Annotated in this window: 18 protein-coding genes; 13 read left to right on the forward strand and 5 right to left on the reverse strand. The window is 49.3% G+C overall.

The genetic code is table 11. The annotated features are described in order from the left end of the window. Positions 1 to 150: 150 nt before the first annotated feature. Complete coding sequence (locus AB1757_02720; GenBank protein MEW6125953.1) at positions 151 to 1,926, reverse strand: hypothetical protein; 1,776 nt, start codon at positions 1,924 to 1,926, stop codon at positions 151 to 153. Between the two features lie 466 nt (positions 1,927 to 2,392). On the opposite strand from AB1757_02720, the gene AB1757_02725 reads away from it, so the two are divergent. The 7 genes from AB1757_02725 (at position 2,393) to AB1757_02755 (ending at position 9,998) form a co-directional block, all read left to right on the forward strand. Then, entirely contained in the window at positions 2,393 to 3,970 is a 1,578-nt protein-coding gene (locus AB1757_02725; GenBank protein ID MEW6125954.1) for a DNA methyltransferase, read from the forward strand. Positions 3,971 to 4,008: 38 nt separating this feature from the next. Further along, entirely contained in the window at positions 4,009 to 4,821 is an 813-nt protein-coding gene (locus tag AB1757_02730; GenBank protein MEW6125955.1) for a TdeIII family type II restriction endonuclease, read from the forward strand. 15 nt (positions 4,822 to 4,836) lie between these two features. Continuing rightward, positions 4,837 to 5,616, forward strand: a complete 780-nt coding sequence (locus tag AB1757_02735) for a TdeIII family type II restriction endonuclease (GenBank protein MEW6125956.1) — start codon at positions 4,837 to 4,839, stop codon at positions 5,614 to 5,616. Positions 5,617 to 5,755: 139 nt separating this feature from the next. Continuing rightward, positions 5,756 to 7,342: a glutamate formimidoyltransferase gene (gene ftcD, locus AB1757_02740; GenBank protein ID MEW6125957.1), complete on the forward strand. Its 1,587-nt coding sequence runs from the start codon at positions 5,756 to 5,758 to the stop codon at positions 7,340 to 7,342. A gap of 1 nt (position 7,343) precedes the next feature. After that, positions 7,344 to 8,123: an enoyl-CoA hydratase/isomerase family protein gene (locus tag AB1757_02745; protein ID MEW6125958.1), complete on the forward strand. Its 780-nt coding sequence runs from the start codon at positions 7,344 to 7,346 to the stop codon at positions 8,121 to 8,123. Between the two features lie 31 nt (positions 8,124 to 8,154). Next, entirely contained in the window at positions 8,155 to 8,487 is a 333-nt protein-coding gene (locus tag AB1757_02750; protein MEW6125959.1) for a DUF971 domain-containing protein, read from the forward strand. A gap of 62 nt (positions 8,488 to 8,549) precedes the next feature. After that, complete coding sequence (locus AB1757_02755) at positions 8,550 to 9,998, forward strand: amidohydrolase (protein ID MEW6125960.1); 1,449 nt, start codon at positions 8,550 to 8,552, stop codon at positions 9,996 to 9,998. Between the two features lie 198 nt (positions 9,999 to 10,196). Here AB1757_02755 and AB1757_02760 read toward each other — a convergent pair whose 3' ends face one another. Further along, positions 10,197 to 10,595, reverse strand: a complete 399-nt coding sequence (locus tag AB1757_02760; protein MEW6125961.1) for a hypothetical protein — start codon at positions 10,593 to 10,595, stop codon at positions 10,197 to 10,199. 239 nt (positions 10,596 to 10,834) lie between these two features. Here AB1757_02760 and AB1757_02765 point away from each other — a divergent pair, with 239 nt between their 5' ends. The 4 genes from AB1757_02765 (at position 10,835) to AB1757_02780 (ending at position 14,572) form a co-directional block, all read left to right on the forward strand. After that, the gene (locus tag AB1757_02765; protein MEW6125962.1) at positions 10,835 to 11,347 is read left to right on the forward strand and encodes an HNH endonuclease; all 513 of its coding nucleotides are present in this window, start codon (positions 10,835 to 10,837) and stop codon (positions 11,345 to 11,347) included. A gap of 357 nt (positions 11,348 to 11,704) precedes the next feature. Next, complete coding sequence (locus AB1757_02770) at positions 11,705 to 12,463, forward strand: ABC transporter permease (protein ID MEW6125963.1); 759 nt, start codon at positions 11,705 to 11,707, stop codon at positions 12,461 to 12,463. 79 nt (positions 12,464 to 12,542) lie between these two features. Beyond that, positions 12,543 to 13,358 (forward strand): ATP-binding cassette domain-containing protein, encoded by an 816-nt coding sequence (locus AB1757_02775; GenBank protein ID MEW6125964.1) that lies wholly within the window; start codon positions 12,543 to 12,545, stop codon positions 13,356 to 13,358. Between the two features lie 89 nt (positions 13,359 to 13,447). Then, positions 13,448 to 14,572 carry an MlaD family protein gene (locus AB1757_02780; GenBank protein ID MEW6125965.1) on the forward strand — a complete coding sequence of 375 codons (1,125 nt, stop codon included), beginning with the start codon at positions 13,448 to 13,450 and terminating at the stop codon, positions 14,570 to 14,572. 105 nt (positions 14,573 to 14,677) lie between these two features. On the opposite strand, the gene AB1757_02785 is transcribed toward AB1757_02780, so the two are convergent. Then, positions 14,678 to 15,058 (reverse strand): hypothetical protein, encoded by a 381-nt coding sequence (locus AB1757_02785; protein ID MEW6125966.1) that lies wholly within the window; start codon positions 15,056 to 15,058, stop codon positions 14,678 to 14,680. Between the two features lie 285 nt (positions 15,059 to 15,343). On the opposite strand from AB1757_02785, the gene AB1757_02790 reads away from it, so the two are divergent. Next, positions 15,344 to 18,277: a prolyl oligopeptidase family serine peptidase gene (locus tag AB1757_02790; protein MEW6125967.1), complete on the forward strand. Its 2,934-nt coding sequence runs from the start codon at positions 15,344 to 15,346 to the stop codon at positions 18,275 to 18,277. A 110-nt stretch (positions 18,278 to 18,387) separates the two neighbouring features. Here the strand turns inward: AB1757_02790 and AB1757_02795 are convergent, their stop codons facing one another. Next, positions 18,388 to 18,804, reverse strand: coding sequence for a hypothetical protein (locus AB1757_02795; protein MEW6125968.1), 417 nt, complete (start codon positions 18,802 to 18,804; stop codon positions 18,388 to 18,390). Positions 18,805 to 19,076: 272 nt separating this feature from the next. Between AB1757_02795 and AB1757_02800 the strand changes: the two genes are divergently transcribed. Then, positions 19,077 to 19,574, forward strand: a complete 498-nt coding sequence (locus tag AB1757_02800; protein MEW6125969.1) for a hypothetical protein — start codon at positions 19,077 to 19,079, stop codon at positions 19,572 to 19,574. A 133-nt stretch (positions 19,575 to 19,707) separates the two neighbouring features. Here the strand turns inward: AB1757_02800 and AB1757_02805 are convergent, their stop codons facing one another. Next, entirely contained in the window at positions 19,708 to 21,264 is a 1,557-nt protein-coding gene (locus AB1757_02805) for a PQQ-binding-like beta-propeller repeat protein (GenBank protein MEW6125970.1), read from the reverse strand. Positions 21,265 to 21,678 lie beyond the last annotated feature (414 nt).

Genomic DNA, 21,678 nt, shown 5'->3' on the forward strand with positions numbered 1-21,678 from the left:
CCGTAGCTGTAAGCCGATTTGGAGAACGAATTTTCAGATCGCTTGGCTAAACCATTTTCGCATTGACTGGCAGTCAAACCTGATGTCCATTCGCTCCTGACTTGCCGGAGCCGGCAAAATCAAAAGGGCATCTTAATAGAGGATGCTCTTTTACCGCCAGTAATAATTCCATCGGTAATTCAATTCGATACTCTTGTTGGGTTCGAGATTGACTTTCCAGGTGATGCGCCCGATGCCGTTCAATTGATTCCACCAATGCGGCCAACTGTACCAGCGCCACCACGACGGATATTCGCCCATCGGCACATACTGGTCATTTTCCAGCACATTGATTTTTTGAATCACGCCTCTATTATCGGCGCTCGTGACATTGCCGAGCACGAAGCGGGTAATTTCGATTTCCGAAGTCTCTTTGCGATAGTTCGTCAGTTTCAGCGAGCCGTTCAACTCAACGCGAATGAACCAATCGCCATTCCAGCGCACGGCATTCGGTGTGCGCCCGGTTTCGGTTTCGCTTTTGGCGACTTGAATATCGACGGCTTTCGTCAGTTCGATATCCACGCTTGCGCCGGACGCCGTATAAGTCATCATCGCCTGTGCCAGCACCCGGTCATCTTTGACGAGCAAAACCGGCGCGGTTGTTAGCGGCATTTGACTCGAATTGGTCAGGCGAATTTTGTGCGTCGCTTTGGGCGCGTTCAAGAGTCTGGCAACATCAGCTTGCTGTTCATTGTTCAAACTCATGCGCACTTCCGCAGGTGGGGCAAACGCCAGTTCAAGCGCGTAAATGTCTTTGTATTTCACGGTGAATTCCGTCACCGGCAGCGTCATGCGTTGCCCTTTTTTCAGCGACAATCGTTTAACCGTAAACAGAAACAAATCTTCATTGCGCGTCGCGTCGGTGACTTCGGGTCCCAAATCCGCAGCCGCAGGCGCGGGCGGCGGCGCGACTCTGTCAACCCGTTCACTCATGCGCGCAGTCTGCGTCATCATGGCGTTTGACAGCATCTGGGTGCGGTCGCTCGCCTGTTGAAAATAGCCGGATAGCTGCGCGGCTTCTCTTTGCAAAGCCATCGGGTCAAGGGTGTCTTTAAAGGTAAACGATGGCACGCCGATGACCAGATTGGCAGTGACATCATCGAGGTCAGTGAGTTCGTTGATAAGCGTCGCCTGCAATTTCACGATGGCGTTTCCCTGACCGTCGAGGGCGATGCGATAACTGGGAATCCAGCGAATGCCTTTTTGCAGATAGACCAACCCAACATCGGCGGTTTTTGCGGGCGCGCGTCCCGCCCAATCCAGTTTCAAGGTCAGCAGATTGCGAAACTCTTCTTCGCCGATTGATGATTTAAGCTGATTTTTAAAGGTCACATCCTGAATGCGGTCAAGCGCGATGACTTTGGTGCCTTCACTGGTCTTGAGCATAATGACTTCGCCTTTTTGCGGCAATTTGTCACCGGTGTTGGGTGGCGAAGTGGCTTCAAGTTCCTGCGCCGTGCGACGCGGAATGCCGATGATTGTGGCACTGTAAGTCCGTACCTGCCCCATCAGGTCGCGTTCGGTGATGATGACTTCTGCGCCGGCGTTGGCTTCAAGCATTTCATATAGACGCAGCGCCGTGCGTTCGACCAGGACGCGGCGCTGACCTGCGGTGACGGAATTCAACTTGAGATTTTTATCCGCCGAGTAAGCCCAGAACGTACCAAGCACTGGCGCGGGCAAGTAATCCATCAACACGCTGCCGGTCGCATCAACCGGCATCGCGCCTTCATGTAAAACAAAGGCGTGACCGTCTTTGAAAATCGTCACCTCTTTGACGGGCATTTTGGCAAGCGCGGCAAGCGGCGCGGCAGATTGCGCGGTAGAGAATTTTGCCGTCAAAAGGGCAAACGCAAAGATGAAAAGCCAGATGTGAATTCGTTTCATATCATCTCCTGTTTCTGAAAAATCTCAATCACCTCATCGCAGGTTAAAAGGCAGTTTTACTGCCCCATTTTGCGTAGAGGAGGGATGAGACTGTTTTAGTTATTCGATTGTTTCGAGGGGTCTTTAATTTTTGCACGGACAAAGACGCGCCTGAACCGAAAAATTTTTAATCGAATTGGATAAGGCGGCGTTGCAAGATGCTTTCTTAATAACCCTCAACTGAACGCCGAAAGCAAGGGTTAGTTTCAAAATCTGTGCCAGGACTGCTTTGCCAGCGGCAGTAAATTTCAACAACCTGATGCTGATGATTTTGCCAGCGAATTTTGCTATGCTTTGGCAACTTCAGCGGCTTTAAGCTTTGAGGTTGATTCACGCAAGTAAAGCAGTTAAAGAATAGCAAGCATCGTCACTAAACAGTTGCTATATTAAAAGTAAATTTCAGCTTGAGAAAACAGGAAGGTTTTAAATGGAAGAACTCTTATCCATACAAGAAGCCAGCCGTTGGGCAACAGAGTATTTAGGAAAAAAGGTCACCACGTCAAATATTTCTTATCTTGTTCAATACGGGCGCATCCGAAAAATCGGTGACAACGGGGCAACCAAAGTTTCTAAAAAAGAGTTGCTGGAATACTACAAATCCTATAATGCCTATCGGGCGATCACCTGGAAAGATCAACTCGGAGAAGACCTGAACTGGGCGTTATCATTTGAGCAATACAAAGAAGCCGAAACGACCAAGCACGTTCACCGTCTTCACCCTTACAAAGGTAAATTCATCCCGCAGTTAGTTGAATATTTTCTCGACGACCATGTAGATAATTTTAAGAAGCAGGTTTACTTCCAAAAGGGAGATATTGTGCTCGACCCGTTTTCAGGTAGTGGCACAACAATGGTGCAAGCCAATGAACTTGGAATGCATGCCATTGGAATTGATATTTCCGCCTTTAACGCCTTGATTGCCAATTGCAAGGTGATGAAGTACAACCTTGATGACGTTCAAATTGAAATAAAAAAAATCACCCGAGCATTGAGAGAATTTCTTCTTCAAACAAACACGATTGAATTTGAAAATAAATTGCTGCAAGCCCTTTACCAATTAAACAATAAATTTTTTCCAGTTCCAGAATATAAATACAAAGTCAAAAGAGACGAAATTAACGGCGATGTTTACGGTGAAGAGAAAGCTCAGGAGTTTTTACCGATTTATGAGGCTCTCGTGCAAAAATACGACATTAAATTGAGACAAGATAAATCGGCAACTTTCCTCGATAAATGGTATTCACAACATATTCGGGATGAAATTGAATTTGTTTTTGAACAAATCAAACAAGTAAGTAACCCTCAAACGAAAGGGATTCTCAGTGTTATTTTAAGCCGAACGATTCGCTCGTGCAGAGCAACAACCCATGCTGATCTTGCGACACTTGTTGAACCAATCACAACGACCTATTACTGCGCAAAACATGGAAAGGTTTGTAAGCCATTATTCTCAATTTTCAAGTGGTGGGAAACCTACACCAAGGATACGGTGAAGCGCCTTGCTGAATTTGGCAGGCTTCGCACAAACACCTACCAATGGTGTCTCAGAGGTGATAGTCGAACCATAGATATTTTCGCGGCGCTTGAGACAAAGCATCCTGTCTTTGCGGAGTTGGCAAAAACCCAGAAAATTAAAGGAATTTTTTCCAGCCCGCCCTATGTCGGATTGATTGATTATCATGAACAACACGCCTACGCTTATGACCTATTCAAATTTGAACGAAATGACGAATTGGAGATAGGTCCTCTGTTCAAAGGGCAAGGGCGGGAAGCAAAGCAAAGTTATATCGAAGGGATTACTGCTGTCCTAAACAATTGCAAACGATTTCTAGTTGAAGATTACGACATCTTTTTGGTCGCTAATGATAAATACAATATGTACCCGACGATTGCCGAAAATGCAGGGATGCAAATTGTTAATCGCTATAAACGCCCGGTCTTAAATCGCACTGAAAAAGACAAAGGCGCTTATTCGGAGATTATTTTTCATCTGAAAAAAAACTAAATCCTTCTGCTGTTTGCGACTTCGGAATATGGTGATTAATGCCTCTTGATGAAAATAAAAGACAACGTATTCAAAATGTAGTTAAAAAGATACTGACAAAACGAAGGGGTAAATTTCCTGTGGATGACTCGGACAATCGGAATGCTCCGTTTCATGAAATTTTCTTGACTGCTTTTGAAGAGCATCTGAGACCCTACAATATTCCGATTCCTAAACTGATTTCTCTGACAAGTTGGTTACATGGTTTGAATACATCTCTTGGTACAGGCTTTGAACATTTAGCTTCAATTTTAAACGGTGGCATGAAACGCAAGTTTACTGAGGGAGCGACACTACACATTACAACCATTCAAAGTAAGCGAATAACTGAAATTGTGAATGGGCTGAAGCGAAACGGAAATCCCAACCTTCAACGAGAGAATGACCTTTTGTTTTCGGAAGAAGCAATGCAAGGCGAACGACAGGAAGCTTTGGGATTTACCGCGGATAACTATATTGAAACCGCTACCTTCATCCAAGCTATAGAGCTGAAAACAGTGCGCCCAAACTCTGGAGTAGGTATTGGCGAGAAACAGAAGATTTTGAATGCTAAAGCGGCTTTCAAACTCCTTTGCCCGACCAAAGAGGTTCGGTTTTATATGGGGTTTCCATTTGACCCGACTTCTAGTACCCCTGCCGGATATGACAAAGAGAGCTTCTTCCGTTACCTCGTTGAATTTAAGAAGTTTTTTGCGCCTGACGAAGTATTAATTGGCGGCGAGCTTTGGGATCATTTATCAGGGCAATCCAATACGATGGAAAGTATATTGGAAATTGTTCGAGAGACCGTTCAAAACATTCAAACAAGGTAGATTAGATAATCTTTAATGGCGCTATCTGCTCAACAAAAAGACCACATTCGACAAGTCATTAAAACTTGTTTGCGCAATAAATTTCAGAACTACAAACCCGAATCAAGTAATATGCCTTTTCACTTTCGGTTGCTCGGCAAAGATCGAATTGCGCTTTACTCTTTTATTCAATCCCTCAACACAACCTTCGGGACTTCAATATTTGAACCGGTTGCTGTTGCTCTTGCCAAAGACCGTTTCAAACAGGCAGTTGCTCAATATGCAGTAGGTAATGTCATCAGTGAAGGATGCCAACACGTTATACAAGCAATAATCAACAGCCTCACAATGGGCGCTGACCCTGATAAATCGAGGGAAGTCGAACAGATTAGAAATGCCATGACAAAGGATAAACTGACTTCGCTCAAGACCGTTAAAGTTGATTTATTTGTTGAAAGTCTGGGAGGCGACCTCTATTTCTTTGATTTGAAAACAGCCAAACCAAACATCAGTAATTTTAAGGATTTTAAACGAACACTGTTGGAATGGGTGGGGATTACGCTAACGAAAGATTCAACTGCAAAAGTAAATACGTTGATTGCCATTCCATACAATCCTTACGAACCCAAACCATATGAACGTTGGACATTAAAAGGTATGCTCGACCTCAGTTATGAATTGAAAGTTGCCGAAGAATTTTGGGATTTTCTCGGCGGTCAAGGCGCTTATGCAGATTTGCTTGATTGTTTTGAAGAAGCAGGCAAAGAACTAAGACCAGAAATAGATGCCTATTTCTCTCGATTCAATAAAAAGTGAGTTGTTCGGAAAATCTCCACCATTCAATCCTCTTCAATGACTAACGACCTTCTTTGCAAGCGGCAAGCGAATCGGGTAGGATGCGTTCGTATCTAAATGTGAACCCGTTTGCCCACGCAAGCGGTACAGATATTCTCTTATGCAAAAAATTGTTGAATGCATTCCGAATTTCAGTGAAGGTCGTCGCTTGGAAGTGATTGATGAAATCGTCGCGGCAATTCAAGCGGTTCAAGGCGCAGTGCTCTTAGACCGCGAATCCGACCCCAATCACAATCGCTCGGTCATCACTTTTGTTGCGCCGCCCGAATCCGTCGTCGATGCGGCAATCGCTGCCGCCAAAAAAGCCGCTGAATTAATTGATTTGAACACCCACACCGGCGAACATCCGCGAATGGGCGCAACCGATGTCATTCCTTTTGTGCCGATTGCCGGGGTCACGATGGAGCATTGCGTGCAACTCGCAAAAGAGTGCGGCAAGCGCCTGTGGGCAGAACTCGGCATTCCGGTTTACCTCTATGAAAAAGCCGCGACCCGACCCGAACGCGAAAATCTGGCGGCGGTTCGCAAAGGTCAGTTTGAAGGCATACGCGATGAAATCGCCATCAAAGAATCGCGCAAACCCGATTACGGCGAACCGCGTGTTCACCCGTCAGCCGGCATCACCGCCGTCGGCGCGCGTCCGCCACTTATCGCTTACAACGTCAATCTCGGAACCAGCAACATCGAAATCGCCAATAAAATCGCCCGCGCTGTGCGTCATCTCTCAGGCGGGTTGCGTTATGTGAAAGCTCTGGGATTTGAACTCTCAGACCGCGCCATCGTGCAGGTTTCGATGAATATGGTCAACTTTGAAGGCACGCCGCTGTTTCGCGTGTTCGAGATGATTCGCCGTGAAGCCGAACGTTACGGCGTGCCGGTCATCGCTTCGGAAATCGTCGGCTTGGTTCCGCAAAAAGCTCTGAATGATTGCAGCGATTTCTATCTGCAACTCGAAAACTTCAGCGAAAACCAGATTCTCGAACACCGTTTGCAAGCGGCGATTGCCGAACAGGTGGTGACGGCGCATAAACGCGAAGCCGCTGAAGAAGCCGAAAATTACCAGAAAGATTTTACTCTCGCCGACACCATCGGCACATTCGCCGAGATGGTTGCCTCAAGCGACCCCGTGCCCGGTGGCGGCAGCGTCGCTGCCCACAGCGGTATGCTCGCCGCGTCGCTTGGTCAAATGGTTTGCAACCTGACGCTCGGCAAAAAGAAATATGCCGATGTCGAAACGCGGGTTGCGGAAATCAAAGATGACCTGATGCGACTCGCCGGTTGGTTGCGCGATTTCATCGTTGAAGATGCAAAAAGTTTCGACGCCGTGATGCAGGCATTTAAATTGCCGAAAGCTACCGATGAAGAAAAAGCGGCGCGCAAGGAGGCGATTGAGGCGGCGACACGCGGAGCCATCGTCGTGCCGATGGAAACCGCTAAAGCCTCGCTCGATGTTTTGCGATTGCTTGGCGAACTGGTGAAAATCGGCAATCAAAATGCGCTTTCCGATGTCGGCGTCGGCGCGCAACTCGCGCTCACTGCCGTCAAAGGCGCGTCGTACAATGTCGGCATCAACCTGTCATCGCTTGCCGATGAACAGGAAGCCAATGCTTTTCGCAACGAAGCCGACGCCATCGTTGACGAAGCGAAAAAACTTGCGGGTGACATTGACAGCTTAATGCAGAAATAAGATGCAGAGTTCGTTTAAAACCATACATCTTGAAATCACGCATCGCGTGGCGCGCATTGTGCTGGCGCAACCGCCGCTCAATGTCTTGACGATTGCGATGATGAAAGAGATTGCTGCGGCGGTTAATCAAATCGGCAACCTGAAAGACGTGTGTGCGATTGCCTTTTCCGCCGCGCCCGGCTCCAAAGCATTTTCCGCAGGCGTTTCCATTGAAGAACATCGCCCGCAACTGGCTTATCAAATGATTGAAGCCTTTCACGCGATTTTTCATGAACTCAATAGCGTGTCGAAACCCGTCGTGGCGCTGGTAACGGGAGCGGCGCTCGGTGGTGGGTGTGAACTTGTGGCTTTTGCAGACATCGTCATTGCCGGACAATCGGCGCGATTCGGACAACCGGAAATCCGCCTCGGGGTTTTCCCGCCCGCTGCCTGCGTGATGTTGCCGCGCATCATCGGCGACAAGAAAGCCGCCGAACTCATCCTCACGGGCGAACTCATTGGCGCGGAAGCGGCGCGTTATTACAGATTGGTCAATCATGTCGTCGCCGATGAAGAGATTGAAAAAAAAGCCGAAGAGATTTTCGATAAACTCCGGCAACATAGTTCGGTCGCTTTGCAGATGACGCGCCGGGTGTTGAATGCGACGCAAAATTTAGGATTTGAAGAAGCGATGAAACAGGCTGAGAGCGTTTATCTGAATGATTTGATGTCTTGCAAAGACCCTGCGGAAGGCATCGAAGCTTATATTGCCAAACGCCAGCCGGAGTGGAAACATAGATGAGAGTCTAGCGGCTCGCTAGACTATTAACCCTATGCCGATACCAACTGAAATAACTAAAAGCAGTCCGCGTGAGATGACCATTCGCTGGGATGACGGATTGGTCTCCGTGTTTACGATTCATTTTCTGCGTTCCGAATGTACCTGTGCCAGATGTGTCAATGAAATCACCGGGCTGCGCATTCTCGACCCGCGCACCATCGCCGAAGATTTAACCATCAAAGATGCGCAACTCGTCGGGCGATACGGGGTGAAATTCGTATTCAGCGACGGGCACGATGATGGCATTTATACCTGGGAACGTTTGCGCGAACTCGATGAACTTCAGAAAAAACGCGCACAGGAATCAACCAGCCAGCAGGAATAAAATCGGATGAATCCATCCTGTTTATCCTGTCCATTCCGGTTAAATTTTTTTGGAGAGAATTTATGAATAAACCTTTGTCTGTGGTTGCCATATTGATTGCAACTTTTCTCTGCTCGCCGCTGTCAACGCTTGCCGCTGATGTGAAGAAAAAAGAAGAAGCCGTGGCGGCGATTGAACGCCAGAAAGCCGACCTCATGAAAATGAGCGACCAGATTTGGGCTTTTGCCGAAACCGCTTTGAAAGAATATAAATCCGCCAAACTGCTTGCCGATTACGCCGAGCGTCAGGGCTTTAAAGTCACACGCAATGTCGCGGGAATGCCGACCGCTTTTACTGCCGAATATGGGCAAGGTCGCCCGATTATCGGCGTGCTCGGTGAATTTGATGCCTTGCCCGGTATCTCACAAAAAGCTTCGCCTAACAAAGAAGCCTTAAACGTCGGCGCGCCCGGTCACGGTTGCGGGCACAATCTGTTTGGCGCGGCGAGCCTCGGCGCGGCGACCGCGATTAAAGAGTTGATTGCCGCAGGTAAACTCAAAGGCACGATTCGCTTTTACGGAACGCCCGCCGAAGAATCCATAGGCGGCAAATTGTATATGGCGCGCGAAAAACTGTTCAACGATTTGGACGTTTGTCTGGCGTGGCATCCGGCTGATGAAACCGAAGCCGATGTCAGCAGTTCACAGGCGATGGTTGATTTCATTGTCGAATTCAAAGGCAAAGCCGCGCATGCCGCTTCTGACCCCTGGAATGGACGAAGCGCGGTTGATGCGTTGGAACTGTTTACCCACGGACTCAATATGATGCGCGAACATGTCAAACCCACGGTGCGCATGCATTATACGATTTTAAAAGGCGGCGATGTGCCAAACGTTGTGCCCGAATATTCCAAACTCTGGTGCTGGGTGCGCGATTCCAAACGTGTGGGTGTGGAAGACGTGATGCAACGAGTGCGCAAGATTGTCGAAGGCGCGGCGTTGATGGCTGACGTTGAAGGCAAACTCACCATTCAAAGCGGCGATTATGAAATGCTCGTGAATCTTGCGGGCGCAAAAATTTTGCAGGCAAATATGGATTGGCTCGGCGCAATCAAGTACACCGAAGAGGAGCAGGAATTCGCGCGTCAGATTCAGCGCACCACCAATGTCGAGCCGGTTGGACTGAGGGGTGAAATCAAACCCCTGCAATCGCCGCCAAGCGACCCGCAAGGCGGTTCCACAGATGTGGCGGATGTCAGTTGGATTATCCCGACTTTGCATTTTTCCGCGACTACGGCTCCTTATCGCGCGCCCTGGCACGCCTGGCCCGTAGTGGCTTGTGGGGGCATGTCCATCGGGCACAAAGGAATGGTTTTCGCTGCTAAAAATTTAGCAGCGACGATGGTCGATTTATTTGAAGATGCAGACAAACGCGAAGCCATTCAAGCCGAATTCAAAGAACGCACCCGTGGGCAGGTTTATAAAGGTTATATCCCGGATGGCCCGCCGCCGGTGCCGAAATCCGAAAATTAAAGCAAGCGAGTGTTTTGGCATCATCAAAGTTAAGGCGTTAGAAAAATGATTTCTCGCAAAGTTGCATAATGCAAAGCGCGCAAAACTATCCTGCGTCTGCCAAACCTTGAAGCGAGGGTTTGGCGTCTTTTGCGCCGCTTAGCGACTTTGCGAGAAAGAGGTTTTATGCGTGAAGCAGAGTTGGGCGGGGAAGGTTAATTAACGTTCATTTGAAATTTTATCGGGGAAAAGAAAAACCTGTTTTGCCAAATCCGATTTCAAAGTCGTTTCGCGATAAAAGCGTTTGAGAATATTATCCTGCCAGTCGAGTAAATCCCGGTTGTGTTCGGCAAAAGCTTGCCAGGTTGTTTCGCCGCCACGCGCGCGGCGTTCCTGAATTAAAAAGATATAGGCGAAGGTGATGGTTTCGTGATAGAGGGTGGCTTTGCCGAGCGACGCGGCATAGCGTTTCAAGCCTTGGGAAAATCTGGCGACGGCAGCAAGCGTGTCGTACTTTTGCAAATAGAGCCATGCCAGACGCACATGGTTTTGATGGTGGAAATGATCGGGTGACAGCGTGCAGTCTTCAAACTGGCGAATGAATTCGTTGTCGTTCATAAACGCTCCTTTTTGAATTGATGAATTTGCACAAAAGAAAACCGCCCGCGAACTCAAGTTCGCGGGCGGTTGTTTTGTGATGCCCTAACCATAACAGGCTGGCGCAAAATTGGCAATCGTCGAACGTCGAGGGGGCGTATGGAGCTTGAAATTTTACAATCAATTTACCGGAAATGGCGCGAACATTTGAGCGACGACTAGACAGAGGTAAATTGCGCAAGTTATATTCAGTTTTCAGAATGATGAACTCCAGGGTTTTAGTTCTGAATGCGTCCTTCGAGCCAATCAATGTCTGCACGGCTCGCCGCGCTGTCGTGTTAATTTTAAAAGGCGCGGCGCACGTCGAAGAACATTCCACCAGATGGTTGCACTCCTCGCGATTTTCAATGCCGGTGCCATCGGTTATTCGCTTGATCGAATACATTCACATTCCTTTTGAACGCAAGAGCCTGTCGCGGAAAAATATTTTGATGCGCGATAACAACATCTGCCAGTATTGCGGGCGAGCTTTCCCGCCACAGGAACTGACGCTCGACCATGTGGTGCCGCGTTCACGAAACGGCGATTCCAGCTGGGATAATCTGGTGGCATGTTGTCGTTCGTGCAACAATCGCAAAGGCAATCTCTCGCCCGAAGCCGCCGGGATGCGATTACTCAAAAAACCGCAAGCCTATAACCTGCATGTCAATCGCCAAATCATTCGCTATCTGGGGCGCACCGACGATACCTGGCGCAAATACCTCTTCTATTAATTGCGGATTGCGAAATGCGGATTGCGAATTTCTGCGCGGCAAGATTCTCATCCGGTAAGTTGATATGGGCATTCAAATTGTAAATTGAATCAGGTTTGTCGTGGTCAGCGCGGTGCGGGTGTGCGTCGTGCTCAGATTTAAATCGTAAATTGAATCAGGTTTGTCGAAGACGCGGAGTTATCGAAAACCGACTTCTGCATTCAATCCGCAATCCGCATTTCGCAATCCGCAATGAGTTCGCTTGACTGTCTGCCGTGAAACCTTCATCATAGCTGCGTTCAACAACAAGCGCTCAAAGACCGAGAACGACCGCACAGCGAGGAGGCTGCAAATCCCTAAGCCGTAAACTTGACCCTGATGAACCCACTGATACAAGCAGTCTTTGAAGTTCAAGAAGCAACTCTGATGGCCGGGCGGGCGCTACGCGCGCCGTTTTCCAAGCCGCAATATTTTCGCGAAATCATTACGCAAATGGACCTCATCGGCGTTGGGTCGCTGATGATTATCGTGCTCACGGGCGCGTTTACCGGTTCGATTCTCGCGCTGCAAACTTCCAATACCCTGAAAACCTTTGGCGCGACCGGCGTCACCGGAACCTTGGTGATGACTTCACTGGTGCGCGAAATGGGGCCAGTGCTGGCGTCATTGATGCTCGCCGGGCGCGTCGGTTCGGCAATCGCCGCAGAACTCGGTTCAATGGTGGTCTCCGAACAGGTTGATGCGATGCGCGCCCTGGGAACCGACCCGGTAAAAAAACTGGTGTGGCCGCGGTTGCTGGCTTTATTGATTATGACACCGGCGCTCACCCTCGTCGCTGACATTGTCGGAGCCATCGGCGGATGGGTGGTGGCAACGACGTTGATGAATGTCGCAAGCTCGGTTTATATCAGTTCCGCAAAAGACGCCTTGACCTATAGCGACATTGTTGGCGGCGTGTTCAAACCGTTTGTCTTTGGCTTCATCATTGCGATTGTCAGTTGCCGCGCGGGACTTCGCACATACGGCGGCACGGTGGGTGTCGGGCGCTCAACCACACAGGCAGTGGTGTTATCGGATATTTTAATTCTGGCTTCGGACTTTTTCTTGGGGAAATTGATACTGGCGTTCAGTCAGTAGTTAGGAAACAGGGTTTAGGTTAAGCGCCAGATTACTGAATTGCCTGCATCCTGAATCCTGAATCCTGAATCCTGAACTTATGTCGAAAAATATCAACAGAGCAATCGAGTTTCAAAACGTTACGATGGCTTACGATGACCGGAAGATTCTCGATGATGTCAGCTTTTTCATCAATCCGGGCGAAACCAAAATCGTGATGGGCGGGTCGGGCACCGGCAAATCAACGATTTTAAAACTGGTGCTCGGACTCATTAGACCGCAATCGGGGCGCGTGCTGGTCGATGGCGTTGATGTGACCGATTTATCGGAGCGCGAGATTACCGACGTTCGCCAAAGCATCGGCATGGTCTTTCAGGAAGGCGCGCTCTTTGATTCGCTTTCGGTTTATGAAAATGTCGGCTATCGCCTGTTTGAAAAAGGCGTAAGCGAACAGGAAATCGAAGACAATGTTCGCCGTATGTTGCGTTTCGTGAATCTCGAACATAGCATAGACATGATGCCTGCGGAACTTTCGGGCGGTATGCGGCGTCGCGTTGGCATTGCGCGAGCCTTAGTGGGTTCGCCGAAATTGATTCTCTTTGATGAACCGACCGCCGGGCTTGACCCGATTACCGCGCGTGCCATTTTGGAACTGGCAATTAAATTGCGCGATTTGGAAGGCGTCAGTTCGATTTTTGTGACGCACAGGATTGATGACATCAAAATGCTTTCTTCAAATTACGCAACCATCGATGAACGCGGCGAAGTGGCATTCAGAGGCGAAGGCGGCAATTTGAATTTAATCAACACACGGTTCCTGATGCTCAAAGACGGAAAAATCATTTTTAACGGGACGGATGAACAACTCTGGAAATCCAAAGACCCTTATATTCAGGATTTTTTGCGGGAATCGTAATCGGTAGCCGGTAATCGGCAGTCGGTAGTCGGTTAAATCCAATCAGCTACCGACCACCGGCTACCGGCTACTGACTACCGGAGGGAATTATGCCAAGAGCCAAAACCACAATATCGCAACTGAGAGTCGGATTGCTGGCGCTTGCGACCATTGCCATTCTCATTATCTTCATTCTTTCAGTGACCGGAGACATCGGCCTGTTCAAAAAGACGGTTCGGATGACCACGCGGCTCAATGCCGCAGAAGGATTGAAAGCCGGTGATGAAGTGCGCATTGCCGGAAGATTAGTTGGCAAGGTCGAAGATGTCGGATTCACCGGCGTGCCCGCGACCACCAATGACAAACCCATCCTGGTGACCATGCGTCTGGACGAAAAAGAGATTGCCGGGTTGATTCGCGAAGACTCAAAAGCGGTGCTTGCGCAACAGGGTTTTCTGGGTGATCGCGTCATCGACATTATGCCCGGCACTTCCGCGCGCGCGCCGCTTGGCGATGGCGGAGAAATTCCGAGCGCCGACCAACCGGGACTCGCGCAAGTGTTCGCAGGAGCGAATGACATCCTGGTGCAATTCAACACCGTCGGTAAACAACTTCAGGAATTGATGGACAGCATCAATCAAGGGCAGGGGACGGTCGGCAAATTTCTTCACGATGATACGGTTTATGTGAACGTCAATCGCACCGTCCTCGAAGCGCAAGCCTTGATGAAACGCATTCAGGAGGGCAATGGCACGCTTGGCAAATTAATCAATGACCCGGCGGTTTATGATGATGTGCGGGCAATGATGGGCGAAGCCAAAGAGGTAACCGCGCAAATCAAAACCATGACCGCCGAATTACAGGCTGGCAAAGGTACGGTCGGGAAACTCTTGAAAGATGAGCAGGCGTATAACCGTTTGAATGAAACCCTGGAAAAAGCCAACAATGCGATTGCCAAACTCGACCGCATCGCCGGTGACATCGAAGCCGGCAAAGGCACGGTCGGCAAATTGATGAAGGACGAAAAACTGCACGACGATTTGCAGGCATCCTTGGCTTCCATGCGTAACATCGCCGACCGTCTGGATAAGGGCGAAGGCACGGCTGGTAAACTGCTGCACGACGACAGGCTTTATAACAACATCAACGACCTGTCTACGGAGATGGTCAAGATGCTTTACGATTTTCGCCAGAGTCCGAAAAAATATCTGAGCGTCAAGGTCAGTCTGTTTTGAGGTGAATTTCTAAGAGTGATTTTTTAACCGCTGAATGCGGTTGATGGGGCAACTGAGTGTGGTTGAGTGGCGGTCAATGACCGCCATTTTTATTGGAATATTTGATTATTTAATCTCGACGAACAGTTTATAAGAAGCATTGCCGCGAGTGCCACCAACGACTATCGTGTATCCCCCCGATGACGGTAATTTGCCAGTCCAATTGGTTGCATCATCGCCTTCATCCGCGCCAGGCAGCGCGCCTTCGCTGTTGGGTTGGTAAATTTGAAAGACGGCATTCTTTTCAAGCGAGGTGATGCGCACCGTCATGCGTTGTCCGGCTTGCGCTTCAAGCGTGTAGCTATCCTGCTCGCCGCGTATCACCGCGCCTTTTATGGTTGCAGATGATGCGCCGCGCGCAAAGCGTATGGTTTTTCTGACGCCTTCTGCCGCAACCGTTGTTGTAAACAGCAAAAGCACCAATAAAATCATTAAATTTTTTCTCATAGTTTTCTCCACATACAAATTGAATCTGTTTAAAACCCGACGCACCATATTGCCACTTCCGTCGAAGCTTGCGCTACCTTTAATGACCGCTGATGAATCGCCCATCGGGTTAAGTTGGGTGAATGCCTGGTGGCATCGCTTGCTTGCAAAATGCCACCAGGCATTTGTAAAAAATTGCCCGGCAGTAAACTTGCCAATTGCGCTTAAAGGTTATAGGCTCATCTCTCACCCGGCACGATAGATTCCTTTCAACCAGTGGATGACCTTTCTTTTTTGGAGGTAAATGTGAATAACAAAAAACCCCTTGCAGTAATCCTTTGGCTTCTACTTTTACTCAACCTTGCGCTGTCGCAATCTGCGCAACCTGCGCCGCAACCGACAACCACGCAAAAAGCTCCGGCGACCGCCAAAGCGCCGCGTCCCATCGAGGTCGCAGACGTTGCCGCGTGGAAACGCATTCAGCAACCCACGGTTTCCAATGACGGCGCATGGTTTGCCTATCGTCTGGCACCCAACGAAGGCGATAGCGAAGTCATTGTCAGAAGACTTGCGGACAATAAAGAATGGAAATTCCCGGCGGGCGAAACCTCATTCTTTGCGCCGCTGGCGTTTTCCGATGATTCAAAATGGTTTGCCTTTTCCACCTCGCCTACCGCAAAAGAAAGCAAAAAGTTGAGAAAAGACCGCAAGCCGATTACTACTAAAGCGGTGCTGGTTGAACTCGGAACCGAGAAAAAAATCGAGTTTGAGAAAATCAAACGCTTCGCCTTTTCGGGCGAGCAAGCTATCTGGGTTGCCCTGCATCGCAATGGCGCGGACGCTCCGGCAATGCCACCGACGCCCGCAGGCGCAACGCCACCCGATAGACCGACGGGTTCGGATTTGATTCTTTATGAACTCGCAAGCGGCAATCAACTCAACGTCGGCAATGTCGCGGACTTTGCTTTCAATAAACGGGGTGACTGGTTGGCTTTTACCATTGATGCGACCGACAAAGTCGGAAACGGCGTGCAGATTCGCAATATGGCAACCGGCGCAATTCAGCCACTCGAAAGCGGCAAAGCGATTTATCGAAGTTTGAACTGGACGGAAAAAGGCGATGCCTTTGCCGTGCTCAAAGGCGAAGAGGATAAAAAATTTGAAGACAAACTCTACAGCGTCGTTGGCTTTAAAAATTTTGCAACTTCGCCGGCGCAAAAAATAACTTTCAATCCGCAAGATGATAAAAGTTTTCCCGCTGGCATGAGCGTCAGCCCGAATCGCGCGCCGGTGTGGAGCGAGGATTTGAGCACACTGATTTTCGGCATTGCCAATGTCAAAAAGAAAGAAGGCGCAGATAAACCCGAACCCAAAGAGGGCGAAGAAAAACCTGACCCGCGCGCCGCAATGATGGCGGCGATGAAAAAAGATGACGAACCCGATAAACCCGACATGGTCATCTGGCATTGGAAAGACAAACGCCTGCAATCGCAACAACAGGTGCAGGAGAGTTTCGACAAAAATTTCAGCTACACTTCAATCTATCGCGTGGAGGAAAAGAAATTCATTCGTCTCGCCGATGATGCGGTTCGCCAGGTGAGCGTCGCGCCGAAACAGAACTGGGCAATCGGCACGGATAACAGCGAATATGAATGGATGAGCAACCTGGATGGTCGCCGTTTCCAGGATGTTTACGCGATTGATATGAAAACCGGGGCGCGAAAACTTGCGATTAAAAAGACCTCGAACTTTTTCGGCGCATCGCCAGACGGGACAAAATTTCTTTATTACGATGACGGCAACTATTTCACTTACGATATGACCACAGGTCAATCGATGAACATCACCAAAGGGGTTGCCACCAATTTCTATAATGATGAAGACGACCACAACCTCGTCAAGCCGCCGCGTTTTCCGATGGGCTGGACGAAAGATGGTGTGTCCATATTGCTATCGGATGGTTGGGACATCTGGAACGTTTCGGCGCGTGGCGGACAGGCGACCAACCTGACAGTTAATGGCAAGAAAGAGCAGATTCGCTATCGCAATCGTTTCCGCTTAGACCTCGACGAAAAAGGCATTGACCTCGCAAAACCGATGTACGTCGGAGCCTACGGCGAATGGACGAAGAAAGCCGGTATCGCCCGCATTGAAAACGGCAAACCGGGCGCGAAAACGTTGCTCTGGGATGACGCGGGATTCGGCTCAATAATGAAAGCCAAAAATGCCGAGAAATATTTTTACACGCGGGATACTTTCGACACCTACCCGGATGTCTATCTTGCCGACGCGATGCTTGCCAACGGGCAACGCCTGACCGATGCCAATCCACAACAGAAAAATTACCAGTGGTCGAGCGGCAGCAAATTGATTGAATACACCAGCGCCAAAGGCGATAAATTGCAGGGCGCGCTTTTCCTGCCTGCCAATTACGAACCCGGCAAAAGCTATCCGACCATCGTGTACATTTACGAAAAGCTATCGCAGGGGTTGAACAACTACACCTCGCCATCGGTTGGTGGCTTCAATAAATCTTTGTACACCAGTCAGGGGTACGCGGTGTTGATGCCCGATATTGTTTACAAAGTGAACGACCCCGGAATGTCCGCTGTGTGGTGCGTGCTTCCGGCGCTCGATGCGGCAATCAAGACCGGCGTGGTCGATAAAGACCGCGTGGCGATTCACGGGCATTCGTGGGGTGGCTACCAAACGGCGTTTTTGATTACCCAGACCAAAGCTTTCAAAGCCGCCATAGCCGGTGCGCCGCTCACGGATATGATCAGCATGTACAGTTTGATTTACTGGAACTCAGGTTCTGCAAATCAGCCGATTTTCGAGAGCAGTCAAGGCCGGTTTACGGGCGGTTACTGGGAAGTGCCCGAAGCCTATCAACGCAACTCGCCGGTTTACTTTGCCAGGAACGTTGTGACGCCGCTCATGATTTTACACAACGATAAAGACGGCGCGGTCGATTGGACACAGGGCATCGAATATTTCAACACCCTCAGACGGTTGAATAAACCTGTGGTGATGTTGCAATACAAAGGTGAAAATCACGGACTGGCGAAACTCGAAAATCGCAAAGATTATTCGGTGCGCATGCTGGAATTTTTTGACCATCATTTGAAAGGCAAACCCGCGCCGCCGTGGTTACAGGACGGGGTGCCGCATTTGAAGATCAAAGAGCACCTTGAGGAGCGCGTTAAAGAAGCCAAAGACAAACCGGAGTTTGATAATTAACGCAATTCGTGATTGCTTTGGAGTGCGGTGACCAGTCGCCGCACTCCAAATGAAGTTTCTGCTTTTTTAGCGCACAGGTTTGCGTTGCGCCTGTTGGTTGGTTCGATAATTTAAGCCTGTTCGGGCACCCAACCGAGACCGCCGCAATAACAAATCATCTGTTGGTTTTCCAGGCTTTGCGGTTCAATGCCTTTTTCGGTGCAGAACGGACAATCCCTGGCGTCCGAGGGGCGCGCGGGAACCAGCGGTTTGATTTCCGGGTAAGTGAGACTGCCTTGAAACAACGCGACATTAATCATTCGCACATCGCGTTCTTCGGCAAGTTGCGGACTATCGCCTTCGTGTGAAAAGACCACCACCTCACCTGTGGGCTTGAGCGCCCAGCATTTTTCCCAATCGATGCACAGCGGCAAAGCTTTGAATTGACCGGCGAGTTGCCGCAGATTGAGCGCGTCATGGTCAGGGTCTTTCAAATATTCTTCAAGGCGCGTAACAATTTGTTCGGTTAGTCTGGGTTCGAGATTCATCGGACGTTCTTCTCCCTTTAAATATTTATTGTTTTTATTGGAATGATTGCTTAATGAGGGCAACCGCTGGCTTATTTCAGCAGAAACAAAATGCAGCATAATCGCTCGGAAAAAGAAGGTAAAGACATTTGTTATCGCCGTCAAATAACGCCTGCCCGGACGAAAGCTTTACATTTTTAGCGATGCCATGACGCTCTTGCCGTGTTACTATCCAATTGCGGTCAGACCGATTTACACTTTCCTCTGAATCACCTTCCTCGTAAGGAGTTTTTATGAAAATCAAATCCAGTGCACTTATAACCTTAATCCTCATGCTGTTGTATGCCTTTCCTGTAAAAGCGCAACCGGCGAACACCTCGGCGCAATGGTCAGCGGTTCAGTCAATTCCTGTAGGCGACAAATTGAGCATTCACCTGAAAGATGGCAAAAAGGTCGAAGGCAAATTGATTAGCGTAACCGATACGACAGTGACCATTGACCGCAAAAACCGACCGACCGATTACCGTCGCGATGCGATTGCCAGAATTTATCGTTTCGTTGCCAATTCAGCAGGAAAATCCGTTGCTAAATCCGCAGCCATTGGCGCAGGAATAGGTTTTGCCGGAGGCGCTATTGTTGCCGGAGCCGCCGGTAGTTACGAAGATTTAGGGACTGCCGAATTGGTCGGTATTCTCGGCGGTATTGGCGCGGCTATCGGCGCAGGCATCGGCGCGCTCATCGGCTCACTGGGCAGTCATAAAAAACGTGTGTTGGTGTATCAAGGCAATTAACCACGACAATGAATGATTGATAATTGATGCGCTTTTATACTTTGTTGAACAAGCGGTCTTTGACCGCTTGTTCAACTTAATCAATAATTCTGCAAATCGCTTTATTGAACTTCAACCCTTTATCATTTCCGGTTTATTGCATAGCCAGATTGAAACAAGCCATTTCATTGCCATTGCGAACCAATAATTTTCCGTTAGCGATTGCCGGATAATTCCAGGTCTTGCCTTCGAGGGCTTGAAATTTCGTAACCTCTTCGTATTTATCAGGCGTCGCTTTGACCAGCGCGAGTTCACCCTGTTCGGAAATAATAATCAAATGGTCGCTCGCTAAAATGATTTGTCCGAAACCATAGCGCCCGCCTTTCCATTTGCGCTCGCCGGTCTGCACCTCGACGCAGGTGAGAATGCCTTCGTCGAGTCCGTAAGCGTAGCCGTTGAGAATCACCGAACTGTTGAACTTATTTTTCATGTTGGTGTTTTCCCAGATTTTTCGCGCTGCGAGTTTGCCGCCACTGTCGCTTACGTCAACCAACGCCGCGCCTTTGCCATAACCTGACGAAATAAAAAAGCGCGTGTCGCTTATGGGAATCGGTTGCGAACAATTGATGCCCATCTGCGTATCCCAGGGATAATCCCAGAGCAATGCGCCGTCATCGGGGTTAATGCCGACAATGCGATTGGCAGTGACGGCGAGAATCTGGCGTTTGCCCGCAAGCGTGGCAAGCATCGGCGACACATACGCCTGCGTATCACTGAGTGTATGCCACATCGCCGCGCCGGTATTTTTGTTGTAAGCGACAAAGGATTTATTTTTGCCGCCGGGTTGCACGATGACCTTATCATCAACGATGAGCGGCGCGGCTGCCATGCCCCATTGCAAATTGCTTGCGCCGTTGTCGGTTAAAATATTTTTGCCCCAGATAACTTTGCCGGTTTTGGCATCCAGACAACGCAATTCGCCGGTTGCGCCCAGCGCGTAAAGTTTGCCGTCGTCCCACGTCGGGGTGGCGCGCGGTCCATTGCCGCCCATTGATTCAACGAACTCTGCGTTCCAACTCTGCGTCCACACCTCGCGCCCGTTGTCGATGTTGTAAGCCGCCACCACTTCCAGATTGCGCCGTTGTTCAATGGTGTAGGCGAGATTGTCCGCAACCACGAATGAAGCCCAGCCGAGTCCGACCGGTTGTTTCCAGATGGGCTTTAAGCCTTCGGCAGACCAGTTGGTGGAAATTTTCTGTTCATCATAACGCCCATCGCGATTGGGTCCGCGATAATTCGTCCAATAGGTTCGAGTGCTCGTGGAGGTTGCGGGTTTTGCCGCATCGGTTGTCGCGGGCGCGTTGGTCGGATTACTGGTTGCAGCCGTCGTTCCCTCGGTTGAATTTGTTGAGCCGGGATTTTCGGCTTCCTGTTTTTGTTGTTCGCGGTGTCGTTCAAGCGCCGAATAGTGCGATTCGGCATCCGCATCGGGGCGTGTAAAGATGGCTGAAAGGATGCCGACTTTGGCGAGGACGAAAATATAGAGAACGCCAAGCGCCACAATGCCGACCGAACCGAGAAGTTTTTTATCGGTCGGGGTATCGCGTTTCAGCCAGAGCATCACCAGCCCGGCGGGTGGAAATAAAATGGTTGTCAGCAGAATCGCTTTGGTTGAAAGCGCATTCGATGATGCCGTGTCGTTTGCTTGCATAAAACCTCGCTGTTTCAAATGGTTGAAATTTAGACGCAACAAAAATCGGATTTATTCCATTGTTTCAAGCCGGGTTTGGTTGACCTTTCTATTTTCCGTGTGAATTCGATTATCATCAAGCGAATTTGATTTGCCGATAAACTGCCGGGTGCGATTAAAGTGGGACTTGCTGTGGAGTGCGGCGACAGTAGAGTCATACTCTAGAGCGATTTGCAATTGAGTTTACTCAGCATCTGTTGAGAGAGCGGTCTTTGACCGCGACTGCTTAACGACGCGGTCAAAGACCGCTCTCTCAACCTCAGTAAATCGTTTTGCAAACCGCTATAGTAGAGTCATACTCTGCGTCGCCGCTTTGGTGTAAGCCATAAAGCGATTCAGGACATCAGGTCAATCGGTCAGTTTGCTGCGAAATAA

The sequence above is a fragment of the Acidobacteriota bacterium genome (genome assembly GCA_040754075.1).
Taxonomy (GTDB): domain Bacteria; phylum Acidobacteriota; class Blastocatellia; order UBA7656; family UBA7656; genus JBFMDH01.